Source organism: Microcystis sp. LE19-8.1F (assembly GCF_027531715.1).
Lineage (GTDB): Bacteria > Cyanobacteriota > Cyanobacteriia > Cyanobacteriales > Microcystaceae > Microcystis > Microcystis wesenbergii_A.
In genome coordinates this window covers 36,995-50,734 of sequence record NZ_JAPZSO010000001.1, presented here as the reverse complement: position 1 = coordinate 50,734, position 13,740 = coordinate 36,995, and the positions used below count along the sequence as shown (strand labels likewise).

At 43.0% G+C, this 13,740-nt stretch carries 11 protein-coding genes; 7 read left to right on the top strand and 4 right to left on the bottom strand.

Translation table 11 applies throughout. The features are described 5' to 3' along the window. Positions 1-1,453: murein biosynthesis integral membrane protein MurJ (murJ, locus tag O9334_RS00255; protein WP_287998277.1), on the top strand; the 1,453-nt coding region annotated here is incomplete at its 5' end. A gap of 193 nt (positions 1,454-1,646) precedes the next feature. On the opposite strand, the gene O9334_RS00250 is transcribed toward murJ, so the two are convergent. The 3 genes from O9334_RS00250 to O9334_RS00240 are packed head-to-tail and all read right to left on the bottom strand — an operon-like array spanning position 1,647 to position 5,550. Then, on the bottom strand, positions 1,647-2,297 hold the full coding sequence (locus O9334_RS00250; RefSeq protein WP_287998274.1) for a hypothetical protein: 651 nt from the start codon (positions 2,295-2,297) through the stop codon (positions 1,647-1,649). Positions 2,298-2,338: 41 nt separating this feature from the next. Further along, a complete protein-coding gene (hisS, locus tag O9334_RS00245) occupies positions 2,339-3,619 on the bottom strand; it encodes a histidine--tRNA ligase (protein ID WP_287998271.1) in 1,281 nt (426 codons plus the stop codon). 20 nt (positions 3,620-3,639) lie between these two features. Then, positions 3,640-5,550, bottom strand: a complete 1,911-nt coding sequence (locus O9334_RS00240) for a heavy metal translocating P-type ATPase (RefSeq protein WP_287998268.1) — start codon at positions 5,548-5,550, stop codon at positions 3,640-3,642. A 6-nt stretch (positions 5,551-5,556) separates the two neighbouring features. Between O9334_RS00240 and O9334_RS00235 the strand changes: the two genes are divergently transcribed. The 4 genes from O9334_RS00235 (at position 5,557) to O9334_RS00220 (ending at position 10,423) form a co-directional block, all read left to right on the top strand. Then, the gene (locus O9334_RS00235) at positions 5,557-5,865 is read left to right on the top strand and encodes a hypothetical protein (RefSeq protein WP_287998263.1); all 309 of its coding nucleotides are present in this window, start codon (positions 5,557-5,559) and stop codon (positions 5,863-5,865) included. A gap of 134 nt (positions 5,866-5,999) precedes the next feature. Beyond that, the gene (locus O9334_RS00230; RefSeq protein ID WP_287998259.1) at positions 6,000-6,206 is read left to right on the top strand and encodes a type II toxin-antitoxin system HicB family antitoxin; all 207 of its coding nucleotides are present in this window, start codon (positions 6,000-6,002) and stop codon (positions 6,204-6,206) included. Positions 6,207-6,533: 327 nt separating this feature from the next. Next, positions 6,534-9,839 (top strand): patatin-like protein, encoded by a 3,306-nt coding sequence (locus tag O9334_RS00225; protein WP_287998256.1) that lies wholly within the window; start codon positions 6,534-6,536, stop codon positions 9,837-9,839. 305 nt (positions 9,840-10,144) lie between these two features. Further along, entirely contained in the window at positions 10,145-10,423 is a 279-nt protein-coding gene (locus tag O9334_RS00220) for a UPF0175 family protein (RefSeq protein WP_002797556.1), read from the top strand. Between the two features lie 148 nt (positions 10,424-10,571). On the opposite strand, the gene fabI is transcribed toward O9334_RS00220, so the two are convergent. Continuing rightward, positions 10,572-11,348, bottom strand: a complete 777-nt coding sequence (fabI, locus tag O9334_RS00215) for an enoyl-ACP reductase FabI (protein ID WP_002797558.1) — start codon at positions 11,346-11,348, stop codon at positions 10,572-10,574. A 214-nt stretch (positions 11,349-11,562) separates the two neighbouring features. On the opposite strand from fabI, the gene ntcA reads away from it, so the two are divergent. Together ntcA and O9334_RS00205 are read left to right on the top strand one after the other, a co-directional pair. Next, positions 11,563-12,240 carry a global nitrogen regulator NtcA gene (gene ntcA / locus O9334_RS00210; protein ID WP_002793163.1) on the top strand — a complete coding sequence of 226 codons (678 nt, stop codon included), beginning with the start codon at positions 11,563-11,565 and terminating at the stop codon, positions 12,238-12,240. 7 nt (positions 12,241-12,247) lie between these two features. Next, a complete protein-coding gene (locus tag O9334_RS00205) occupies positions 12,248-13,735 on the top strand; it encodes a DUF3084 domain-containing protein (RefSeq protein WP_287998246.1) in 1,488 nt (495 codons plus the stop codon). The last annotated feature ends 5 nt before the right edge of the window (positions 13,736-13,740 follow it).

The window sequence follows — 13,740 nt, the reverse complement described above, 5'->3', positions numbered from 1 at the left end:
TGCCTACGTTATCCCCGGTTTTCTGTTAATTCTCCTCGGTGGTATTAACGGCCCTTTTCACAGCGCTTTGGTCAGTGTTTTGGCCAAAAGAGATAAATCCGAGTCCGCGCCGATTGTCGAGACTATTACCACCCTAGTCAGCGCGATTTTATTAGCTGTCACTGTCTTTTTAATCGTTTTTGCCAATATTTTTATCGATGTTCTCGCTCCCGGTTTAGATGCCGCCACCCGCAGCATGGCCATTCAACAACTGCAAATTATGGCCCCCATGGCGGTTTTAGCGGGTTTAATCGGCATTGGTTTCGGTACTCTCAACGCGGCAGACCAATACTGGCTACCGAGTCTCAGTCCGCTTTTTTCCAGTGTGGCGGTAATTATCGGGGTGGGTTTGCTGGCCTGGCTACTTGGCGATCGCATTGATAATCCGCAATACATTCAACTAGGGGGTTTTGTCCTCGCCGGCGGTACTCTCGTCGGGGCGCTCTGGCAATGGTTAGCACAAGTGGGCGCACAAGTCAAGTCAGGTTTAGGAAAATTAACATTTCGTTGGGATTGGCGGATTCCGGGGGTGTCGGAGGTGTTGCGGGTGATGATTCCAGCGACCTTATCTTCAGGAATGTTGCATATTAACGTTTATACCGACCTCTTTTTCGCTTCTTTTATCGAAAATGCTGCCGCTTCCATGCGTTACGCCAGTTTTATCGTTCTCACGCCCTTGGGCATCATGTCTAACATGATTCTCGTGCCGTTTATGCCGATATTTTCTCGACTGACGGAACCGGAAAATTGGGGAGAATTGAAGCAAAGAATCCGTCAGGGTTTATTATTGACGGCTTTAACCATGTTACCCTTCACGGCTATCTTTATCGCCCTCGCTTTCCCGGTAGTTCGGGTTATCTATCAACGGGGTGCCTTTAATCTGGCTGCCTCGGAACAGGTGGTTCCCGTATTAATGGCCTACGGTTTCGGGATGTTTTTCTATCTTGGCCGCGATGTTTTAGTACGAGTGTTCTATGCTTTGGGTGATGGTGACACTCCCTTTAAGGTGAGTATGGTGAATATTTTTCTTAATGGTGTGCTGGATTTCCTCTTGTATAAACCTTTTGGTACTCCGGGGATTGTTTTAGCAACCGTGGGGGTTAATATCCTTTCTATGGGCATTTTTACGGTAATTTTAAATCGTCGTTTAGGGGGTTTACCCTTGGGAGAATGGGGTTTATCCTTATTGGGATTAACGGTAATTACAATACTTTCTGGTGTTGCTAGTTGGGGTGCTAGTTGGGGTTGGGAAAAGGTTTTCGGTGCTGGTAATATTTTCTTACAATTGTTACAGTTGGGTTTTGCTTCGACCGTAGCGGTGGGTTTATTCCTCCTCGGTGCGATGTTATTGAAGTTACCAGAATTAGACCTGTTAATCTCGCGAGTTCGTCAGAAGTTCTTGAAAAAATCTTAGGTTTAAGTTGCTGCCTCACCTCATCATTACATAGGGTTTGCTGAAAAAGTTTTTTCTGGGGGCAGGGTGTAGGGTGTAGGGTGTAGGGTTTTACCGATTTTCATCTGGTCAATTACCTAATTTTCAGGGAAAAAGTCCCTGAGATAATTAGAACCAGATATTTTCGGAGGTAGGGGTGCAGAATTGCGAAAGGTTATTTACTTTTAGGAATTGGGGGCAGTTGCGGTGATTTTCGGCGAGAATTAGAACCGGATATTTTCGGGGGTAGGGGTGTAGAATTGCGATTAGATAAACTTTGAAGGCTCTTTTTCATATTAGCAGGTTCCGGCAGTTCTAGAGTTACCCCTTCTCTAGCAATCATTGTTTCCTCTGGTAGGCATAAATCAAAAACAAAGGCGGAATTATTGGTTAAATCGGCCAGTTCTAATTTTACCATTTCTGGAGAGTATTCTCGTGCTAATAAAGGTTCAATTTCGGTTTTAATTAACTGTTCTAATTGAGCCAGATAATTGATCTTAACAGGAGTAACAATTAAAGTTAACATTTCTTGCCAACCTTGCCCCCCCAATTCTGCCAGAATATCCCCATAACAGCGAATTTTCCAGCTACCTATTCCCAAATCTCGATAGGAAAAAATTTCCAGCCACCCCCCAGCATCCGATCGATAATAATGGGTATATCGTTCACTACTTTCGGGAGATTCGTAATCGATACGCACTTCGATATTGACAAAAGGAGAATCCAGACGGGCCAAGAGACGATAGTTTCCCGAGACAATTTCTAGAGAATTAGTAGAAATTGTGCTTCCGTGATTCTCCCCTTGTTTTTGCAGTATAAATTCCATAATCTTAGCCTAGGCCTAATGTTTGGCCATGACGCTAAAACTTAGGATTTGTGCCGAGAGATTTGCGCTTTTAATTCCCTTGCTTGTGTCAATAAATCCGCTTGGGTTAGACTAATTTGTTCTTGGGTGGCCATCCATTTCAGTTGTACCGTGCCATTTTCAGCCTCAGCATCCCCCAAAATTATACAGCCCACGGCCTTAGCTCGATCGGCCCGTTTAAATTGTTTTCCGAAAGCGCTGCCGCTTAAGTCTAACTCGACGCTAAACCCCAATCCGCGTAATTGCTGCGCTAATACCGCACTGCGTGCCTCAGCTTTTTCTCCTTTGGAGACGAGATAAAAATCGGGAACCAAAAAAGATAAAGATTGCTTTTGTTGTAATAATATAATCAGACGTTCTAAACCGATCGCCCAACCCACTGCTGGTGTGTCTGGTCCGCCTAATTGAGCTATTAAACCATCATAACGACCACCACCGCAAACCGTAGCTTGAGCGCCTAAATCATCGGACTGAATTTCAAAGGCCGTATGGGTGTAATAGTCCAATCCTCGCACTAAACAGGGATTAAGATTATAGATAACTCCCAAATCGGTTAGTAAAGATTGCACCCGTTCAAAATGCTTTTGAGAATCACTGCCGAGGTGTTCAAGAATACTGGGGGCATTCTTACAGATAATCTTGGTTTTCTCGTCCTTACTATCCAAAATTCGCAGGGGATTTTTTTCTAATCTCTGTTGAGAATCCGCGTCTAAATCAGTTTTGTAGGGAGTCAAATAATCTAGCAGGGCCTGACGATAATTTTGCCTATCTTGGGCATTTCCCAGGGAATTAATATCTAATTTTAGGTTTTCTAGCCCCACAGCTTTTAATATCTCGCTGGCAAGGGTAATTACTTCCACATCCGCCCTAGGATCATCACTTCCCAACAATTCGACCCCAATTTGATGAAACTGTCGCTGCCTACCCGCTTGCGGACGTTCATAACGAAACATCGGCCCCTTATACCAGAGTCTTTGTACTCCTCCGGCGGCCTGTAATTTGTGTTCAATATAGGCGCGAACGACCCCAGCCGTTCCCTCTGGTCGCAAAGTCAGGGAACGTTGACCGCGATCAAGGAAAGTGTACATTTCTTTACCTACCACGTCCGTCGCTTCCCCGATACCCCGTTCAAAAAGTTGCGTCTGTTCAAAAATGGGAGTTCGTATCTCTTGATACAGCGCAGTCCCTAAAATTCTGCTGGCAGTTTCCTCTAACCACTGCCAGTAACCGACCTCCGCCGGTAAAATATCTTTTGTGCCTCGGATTGCCTGGATTTCGCCCATAGTTCTCTGTATTTTTATCCCTATTTGAACAATCTTAAACCGCTTAGAGTCACTAATACCGTCGATCCTTCATGACCGATAACACCTAGAGGTAAAGTTATATCACCGGCAAAATTGGCTATTAGCAATATGCCGATAAACGCGAGGGCGAAGGTGATATTCTGTTTAACGATGCGATTGGCACGACGACCAAGGTTAATTGCGCTGGGAATTTTGGCTAAATTATCGGACATAAGGATAATATCGGCCGTTTCCAAGGCCACATCACTACCAGCTTTTCCCATGGCAATCCCCACATTAGCCATGGCTAAAGCGGGCGCGTCATTAATGCCATCCCCCACCATAGCGACAGTGTGATATTTTTTTTGCAGATTTTGGATAACGGTTAACTTATCTTCGGGCAGTAAATCAGCGTAAACCTCCTCAATACCGAGTTTTTCAGCGACTTTATCGGCACTTTGTTGATTATCACCCGTAATTAAAACGATATGTTCGATACCGATCTTTTTTAGCTGCTTCACCAGATTAACTGCCGATTCCCGCAGGGTATCGGCCACAGCGATCGCACCGATTATTTGATTCTCTTGTACTACCCAGACGAGGGTTTTACCTTCTTTTTGTAAACGTTCGCGGATAGCTAAGATATTCTGGTCAAGATCAGTAATATGGTCACGAATATAGGCAAAATTGCCCACAGATACCGACTTATCGGCAATTTTTCCCGTGATACCCCGTCCTGATACCGCTTGCACCTGATTAGCACTGAAGAAATTTATACCACGTTCCCTGGCTGTGGCGGTAATAGCGGATCCGATGGGATGTTCCGAACAGGATTCTAGGGATGCAGCCACCGCTAACACCTCATTTTCGCTGACTGCATGGATAGGGATAATTTCCACCACTTGCAACTTACCGAGGGTGAGAGTGCCGGTTTTATCAAAAGCGATCGCTCGTATGCGGCCGATCATCTCCAATCTTGCGCCATTTTTGAATAAAATCCCCTGTTTTGCCCCGTTAGCGATACCCGATAACAAAGCTGGCATAATTGAGGCCATTAAAGCACAGGGAGAAGCCACCACGAGAAAAATTAAGGCCCGATAGATAGTGGTTTCCCAGGTCCAACCCCAGAGAAAAGGCGGTAAAATCCCGAAAATTAAGCCCAAAATCACGATAATTTTCGCATAACCCCGCTCGAAACCTTCGATAAACTGTTGGGAGGGAGGGGATTCATTTTGTGCTTTTTCTACCAAACGAATCACCCTCTCAATTAAGCGACTTTCGGGGGGAGTTTCCACCTTTAAACGTAGCACTCCCGCACCGTTGAGAGTTCCCGCAAAGACTTCTTCCCCGATGGTTTTATCCACGGGAAGCGATTCTCCGGTAATTGGCGCTTGATTAATGGGACTGTTTCCCTCCATAATAATGCCGTCAATGGGGATTAATTCGCCCGGTTTGACTAAAACTGTGTCACCGATCCGTAATTGCTTGATAGGAACCTCTTTTTCCCTGTCTCCCGTGATTAATCTAGCAGTATCGGGAGTCATGGCCATGAGAGAACGAATATTGCGATCGGTTTTCGCCATGGCAATCTGTTCTAATGCGCCACTAATAGCGAAAATCAGGATTAAAACGGCTCCATCGATGATTAGATAGTAATTACTATCCCAGAGTCCCAAAATCGCCGCCCCTAACGCCGCTACAATCATTAACAGGTCCACATCCAGTTCTTTTTCCTCCCATAAAGTCGTCAATCCTGCTTGGGTACTCTCGTATCCTCCCACCACATAGGCGATCGCTAGTAGGATAAAAGCCGGGCCGATCAGATTAAGGTGTAGGCATAACCAACCAAAAAAGACTAAAATAGCGCAAATTCCTGCGGCAACTGCCGAGGAATACTCAGACAACCAAGAGGACGAGATACTCTGAATCATGAATCGATGGCAATTACTTTTCTCCCCATTCTAGAAAAAATTAGATCGATGCAGAAAACCGCTATCACGTTATCCCCTGCAGCCAACCTAGCCGATAATAATTGGAATTTTGCCGAGGTTTGGATCGATACGCTGATATCTCCTCCCTATATCTTGCTTTTACTCGCTGAATCTTCAGGAAACTATCGCGTGTACGATCCCTCTGAGGGTTATCAGGTGGTATTTACTGGTGCGAGTTACGAGGAAGCGGAAAATTGGCTATTAGAGGACGAATTTGAACCGGTAGAGGGACGACTTTCGGCAGTAGAGATATAATTTCCTTATCTTCCTTTCCGCTTTTCTTCAAAACCCTGATTCTGTATGCTGTTTAGCAAGAATTAGCGATCGCCGCTTAACCAACTCAGGCCCTAATAGGTAAAATATAACCTGCGAGATTATAGTGAGAAGTTATGAAGTTGACTTTAACACTTGACCGTGACGAGGATGGGGTTTGGGTTGTAGAATGCCCCAGTATTCCGGGTTGTGTCAGCCAAGGTCAAACGAGAGCAGAAGCTCTAGAAAATATCAGAGATGCGATTATCGCTTGCCTTGAAGTTCGTGCAGAACGTGGACTACCGCTCACGATTGAAACTTGTCAAGTAGAGGTAATGGCCTAATCATGTCCTCTGCTCTTCCTGTTCTCAACGGACGTGGTAAAAGGTACGCTTCGTAGTCTTATTCCTACTGCTGGAATTACGTTACAAGAAGCAGAATCATTGTGGTCGGCAGTTTTAAGCTGCTGGGGCCACTAAATTACTCGTTAAGACTGCACCGGAGTTGGGAAAGTCGAGATATATTTGGAAATATTTCACAACAAAAATACATAATTTATTCGGTAATTTGCCCTTTTTTTTGATAATTCTTGATAAAAACTTTCTGGATTTCGACTCATTAGCGGATTATACTGAAAGAGTATAATTACTTAGTCCCTAGGAGGCGAGGTTATGAATAGTAACCATCAACACAATTTGCCCCTGCCAGTTTTTTCCCGCGAATTTCGGCTCGGTATCGTTTTATACGGGGGAGTCTCCCTAGCAGTATACATGAATGGGGTCTGTCAGGAGTTCTATAATGCGATTCGAGGGAGAGGGATTTACAAATTGATCAAAGCGTTAACCGATTCCGATATCGTCGTGGATATCGTGTCGGGTACTTCTGCGGGAGGGGTAAACGGTGTTCTGCTCAGTTACGCGATCGCTAACAGTAATCTAGAGGAAGCGACAAACTTTAAAAAATTTGCGGAATTGTGGCGCGAACAGGGCGATATTCAAAAACTTTTAAGAAAATCGTCGCCGAATGGTGAAAAATTTTCTTTTCTAGATGGAGAGGGATTCTACCAAGAGCAATTTAAAAAAGCTTTCCAAGAACCGACTTTTCCCTCGATAGGAGACTGGTATTCCGACTTCGGGGAATTAGATTTATTTATCACTGCGACCGACTTTAAGGGGAAAATCAATCAGACGTTCGATAATGTCGGCAAGGTCATCGATATCAAAGATCATAAAGCCTTTTTTCATTTAAAATACCGTCAGGATCAATCGGAGTACGTCGAGAATCCTTTTAGAACCGTCCAGTCGAACGAAATCACAGAAACTGCTTTAGCGAAACTCTGTCGAGCCACTTCCTGTTTTCCCGTAGCTTTCCCAGTAGTTACCGTGCAACTCTCTCCAGAAGACCAGGAAAACAAAGATACCGATGAGATTAAAGTCGATAGAAAACTGGTGGAATGGGGTCAATTGCAAGACCGGGATTTAGAGCCTAGCTATCGGGAAAACAAGAAAAATTATCCTATCTATCTCATCGATGGGGGTGTGTTAGATAATCGTCCTTTTACCTATACGGTAGAAACCATTTACGGACGGACTGCCTATCGTTCGGTCAAACGGATGTTATTTTATCTCGATCCTACCCCCGATCGCTTTTTCGATGACCTGGCCCGAAAAGAGAACAAGCTACCCTCGGTAGATAAAGTTCTTCTAGGGGCTTTAACGGGTCTTCCTCGTTATCAAAGTATAGCGAAGGATTTGCAATTGATCGAGGAAGGAAATCGTAAAGTTACTCGCTACAAACTTCTCAAAGATACAATCCTACAAGCTATCGATAAGCGAGAGAATAAAGAGCAAGATTTATTGCAACAAAATGCCTATATTAAATGTCGCTTATTCGGGTTACTTGATCGAACAATTCATGAGGTTTTGCTCCGGAAATCTCCCTTCGAGACTAAGCAGGATTGCCAGAAGGACTTTTTAGACAAAACCGCCGAAATTCTCAAGGACTTAAAGAGTTTAGAAGATGTGCAGATTCCGGCAAGGGCAAAAGCTGAGAAACAAGCTATCGATTTAGAAACTATCTATCGAGATATACAACCGATCGATCTTGATTTCTTAATTCGCAAACATTCTTTTTTACTCGATAGAATTGCCCAATTATCGGAGGATAAAATACAGCAGGAATTTTATCCTTCCCTTCCGGGTAACTTTCCTGATTGCCATTTAGCTCTACGGCAATTTGTCGCCCTACGCTATCTTTCCTATCAACTAAGTTGGCAATTAGAATTATTAAAGCTGATTCAAAAATCGATCCAGAAAATTTTAAACTACTACGACTTTTCCGAGTTGGCGGGTACCGATGATGTATCAAAATTCGATCTCGAAAAAATTTATCACTTTTTGATCACTTTCCATAAAACCCTATTGAGCGTCAATTTTAAATCAAGCTCTGAATTTAGTGATAAATTGTCATCGGGGGATTTGTTGCTCGCCTATTACGAATTTTTTAAGAAGATTCATTTTCCTCAAGAAATTAATTTTAAGAACGAAAATGTTAATTGGTCAAACCTTAAATTATTGTTGCCAGAACAGGAGTCTTCTGTCTCAAAAAAAATATTCGATCAGATTTATAAACTTCCTATCTGTAAAGTTTTAACCCTACATGGCTTTAAAGATAAAAGCTCTGAGATCGATCAGATCAAACTCCAAGTTAAACAGCATATCTCAGTTGCTAGTCTCCCCAAAAAAAAAGATTCTTGTTCGGAGGTAAACCTATGGGTTGTAGAAAATTTAGAGATAATCGAGATTGTTCCATCCAGAGTAGATGATCGAGATAATTCGGACAATAATTTGACAATTTTACAATTAATTGAAAAAAATTCCCAGAGGTTTATCGAATCGCTAACTCCTTATCTTGATCCTGATTCTAGTCAAAAATTGCATCGATATTTTCAAGATTTTCAGTCTATCGATCAAGTCCTCTATTCCTACGAGTATTTAAGCGATATCGCCACAAAAAATACAATTAAACTTGCCCGTATTTCTCCTAAAGATGCGGAAATGGGATACGGAAAATACTGTTATCATATTGAACAACGGGAAGAGAAAAAGACTGAAAAATCTAAAATTTTAGGTCATCAGTACAATGCCTTCGGTGGATTCTTTAAAAAATTCTACCGAACGAATGATCTTCTCTGGGGCAGACTAGACGGACTTAACCAATTAGTAGATAGTTTACTGACTCCGCAATCCTTACACAATTTTCTACTTTTCAACACTAGAATTCATCAAGATGGGCAACATCTGGATTATCTAGATAACTTGGTTCGAGAGGCTTTGCCGAAAGCAACAGAAAAAGAGAGAAACGATATTCTCCGCTACCTAGGAAACTTTCTCTGCGATCCAGATGATTACACACAGAATCATCAAAGAGAGTTTAAACAGTTCGTTGAAAACATCGTGAGAGCGGGACAGCGAGAAATCCTTTGGAACGATTTTCCTGATGTCTTGAAAGATTTAGAGCCGGGAGAAATGAAATGTATTGAGAAAAGTCTCAGAACTAGACGAGAACAAGCAGAAACTTTGCTCAAGCAGCTAACCGAACAACAACAAAAATTAATTTTCCAGGAGCGAAATCTTGCGAAAGTCCTTCAGGAAATCGAACAAGATGATACTCCGGGAGAAGCGGCAGAAAAAACGACTCTATTGCTGGATTTATTGTTCCAACAATATGAAGAGAGCAAAAATAAATTTACGATTCAGTCGCCTTGGTTTTGGTTGAGAACTATTGTTTCAACCCTAGTAGAAAAGCGTAATGGGTTCGGCGCAGCCGTATTAGCGATTGCTGGTAGCGCTATCCGAGTGATGCAATTACCCCAGCCTATCCAGTGGCTGCTGATCCCTATAATTCTTATGATAATATCGATAGTATTTCCAATTCTATCGCTCGTTCACTCCCTATTAGTCTGGCTCGGATCATAGAATCTTATAGCAAATTTCTAGGCGTTGTCAAATTGAAAGATGATCCGAATCAGCTTGGAACTGAAATTACTTTGATAGCAAGGATTGCATTGCATCTTTCATATTCTGATCTGACAACGCCAATTTCTAAATTACCGACAGACATAGAGATTCTAAAATCGAAGACCAACCCGTTAAATACTCAATCGTGTCAGACGTTTTCGTGGTGGGGAGTCGGTGGTCAATATCAAATTAGGTCATACTTCATCTTGAGGAGAAAGGATATAAACATTATCAGTAAACCCCAAAAAAAAGGAAGCTAAATCATGAAAATTACTATCGATATTCCCGATGAATTGCTTCAACATTACAACTACAATAATCTTACCCGTGAAATTTTAGAGGCTTTGGTGGTGCAGGCCTACCGAGCGGAAAAAATCACCAGTGCCGAGGTCGGAAGTATTTTAGGTCTATCTTCTCGTTGGGTGGTGGATGCTTTTTTGAAAAACCATGATGCCGATTTACATTACAATGAAGTCGATCTAGAGAGCGATCGCAAGACTCTTCAGCAACTTCGCAACAAACACGATCATAGTCTTTTATGATAGTCGTTTCAATTAAATTGAAGATAGATTTCGCCTTTGATACCCCCTTGATCCTAGGGTTGATTCATAGTAGGGTTGATTCATGAATCAACCCTACTACCCTTAATAAGGGGGGCGCTGATGGTTTTTAACACCTACCTACTTAAAACTACATTCCCATAATTTCGTAACCGGAATCTACATAAATAATCTGACCGGTAATACCACTAGCAAGATCACTGGCTAAAAAAGCGGCCGTATTTCCCACTTCAATTTGTGTCACCGTGCGATGTAAAGGAGCGATTTCTTCCACATGATGGATCATATCAAGAATTCCCCCCACGGCCGAAGATGCCAAGGTGCGAATTGGACCGGCGGAAATACCATTAACTCGGATCTTTTGGCCACCTAATTCCGCGGCTAAATAGCGAACACTCATTTCTAAACCGGCTTTTGCCACCCCCATTAAATTATAGTTAGGAATTACCTTGACACCGCCGAGATAGGTAAGAGTGATAATACTTCCCCCTGCCGTCATCAAAGGTTTAGCTGATCGCGCTAGACGGGTTAGGGAAAAAGTGCTAATATCTAGGGATTTAGTGAAAGCTTCCCGAGGGATGGCGGTAAAATCGCCCGTTAAACCCTCTTTATCGGCAAAAGCGAGACAGTGAATCAAAATATCCAGTTTGCCCCATTTTTCCGCCACTGTAGCGAAAGTATCTTCTACCTGTTGGTCATTTTGGACATCGCAGGGGACGTAAAAAGCGGGATTAAGTTCATCGGCCAATTCTCGCACTTTTTTCTCAAAACGGCCTTTTTCGTCGGGGAGATAGGTGACACCGATATTTGCACCAGCTTGATGGAGTTGTTGGGCAATTCCCCAAGCGATCGAGCGATTATTGGCAATCCCCGTCACTAGGGCGTTTTTTCCCGTTAAATCTAACATAGTTCTCGTTTCTCTTACAAAAATCTCCCCAATAGCCGACCCCAGCGAGATTCGGTATAATAGGGATACAGATAAAGGGGCAGCAATGATCACCCCTCCCCCATTGTCTGGCAAAAAGCGCCCAAAACTTTTCCCAGTTTAGGCAGCGGTTATGTTTAATAGAGGTGACACTCGTTGCATAATAAAAACAATTTTCCCCTTTTTTGGATGTGAGATGGACTTATCCCTAATACAAGACAAACCCCTAGCAGATGTGTTCCGTCGAATCGGCAGCGGCAATTTCCCCCCGGTGGTGGAATTGTTCGAGCGTGGCAAAACGATCTTTTTCCCTGGAGATCCCGCCGAAAGAGTCTATTTTTTGCTGAAAGGAGCCGTTAAGTTGTCGCGAGTCTATGAAGCGGGAGAAGAAATTACCGTGGCTCTACTGCGGGAAAATAGCGTCTTTGGTGTGCTATCCTTACTCACCGGCCAGCGATCGGATCGTTTTTATCATGCCGTGGCTTTTACTCCGGTAGAATTACTCTCGGCCCCGATCGATCAGGTAGAAAGATCCCTCCGCAATAATCCCGATTTATCAATGTTGATGTTGCAGGGGTTGTCCTCGCGGATTCTGCAAACGGAAATGATGATCGAAACCTTGGCTCACCGGGATATGGGTTCCCGTTTGGTCAGTTTTTTATTGATTCTCTGTCGTGATTTTGGGGTTCCCACCACCGATGGCATCCGGGTGGATCTAAAATTGTCTCACCAAGCGATCGCAGAAGCGATCGGTTCTACCCGCGTCACTGTCACCCGTTTATTGGGAGAGCTGCGGGATCAAGAAATGGTCTCAATTTACAAGAAGAAAATTACCGTCCATAATCCCGTCGCTCTCAGTCAACAATTTACTTAAATTCTGGATGACTAGCGCTTATATTTTGGTTTTGGCCATCGTGGTTTTAGGTGGTCTGATAGCGGCGGTTGGCGATCGCATAGGGAGCCGTATCGGTAAGAAAAGGATGCGTTTATTTAATCTGCGTCCGAAACAAACCGCAACTTTAATGACGATTGTAACGGGAATTTTGATCGCCGGCTCCACTTTAATTGTCTTGTTTGCTTCTAGTAAATCCCTGCGTCAAGGGGTTTTTGAACTGGATCGTCTTTTAAATGAACGTCGTGCCGCTATTAAGGATTTGGAAAGTCAGGTAAGAAAAACCACCGAACAAAAAAATCAGGTGGAAAAGGCTTTAAAAACGGCTAAAAGTGAACAGATAGCCGTGCAGAAACGTCTAGAGGTTCTTAACAAAAATTATCAAGCTTCTCGTCAACGTTTGCGATTAGTTTCGGGACAGTTGGAAAAGTTTCGGAAGGAAGTGGCTAATTTAAACAATGAACGAGTTATTTTAACTAATCAAAAGGCACAGTTAATCAGTCAACGAGATCAATTGTCCCAACAAAAATCAATTCTTTCTAGTCAGATCAATCAACTACAAACCACCGTTCAAGTTAGAGATAAAGAGTTGGCTAATCAACAAAAGTTATTAACGGCCAGACAAGCGCGACTTCAACAGTTGGAAACCCAGCAAAAAACCCTACAGCTAGAAATTGATCGCCGGGATCAACGCATTGGAGAACTCGATCGCTCGATCGTCGATAAAAATTTAGCTTTGGAACAGCGCGAGGGAAAATTAAAAGATTTAGAAACCCAAATGGCTTTTCTTAAGCGGGAAGTGGAAGTTTTAGAACAATACTATCAAACCTATCAAGAATTGCGGGAAAAACAAATCGCTATTTTCCGGGGACAGGTGTTATCTTTTGGTGCTTTTCGTATTGTTGATCCCCAAGCTATTGTCACCGTTATCGATAAATTATTGCGAGAAGCGAATATAAATGCTATCCGCGCCACCCAACCGAATCAGCCTAATTTTGACCAACGTTTAGTTAAGATCACAAAAGCACAGGTAGAACAGTTAAGTCAACAATTACAGGACGGTAAAGAATATGTGGTGAGAATCCTTTCAGCAGGTAATTATGTCTTAGGAGAAACCGAGATTCGTGTCTTTGCTGATGTGGTTCCCAATCAAAGAGTTTTTGAGGAGAAACAGGTAATCGCTGCCGTTTCCATCGATCCCGAAAATATGACAGAAGAAGACCTACAAAAGCGCTTAGATTTACTCTTAGCTTCGGCTCAATTTCGCGCCAGAAGTGCGGGAGTTTTAGGGTCAATTCAGGTGGAAGATGGGTTATTAACTACGGTAGTTAACTTTATTGGTCAAGTCAAAAAGTCGGGTAATTCTATCGAGACACTTGAGGCAATTGCTGCTAGTAAAACTAATACGGCCGGACCCTTAACTTTGCGTTTAGTGGCGGTAAAAGATGGTAAAATTGTTTTTAGTACGTCCTCTTAAAAGAT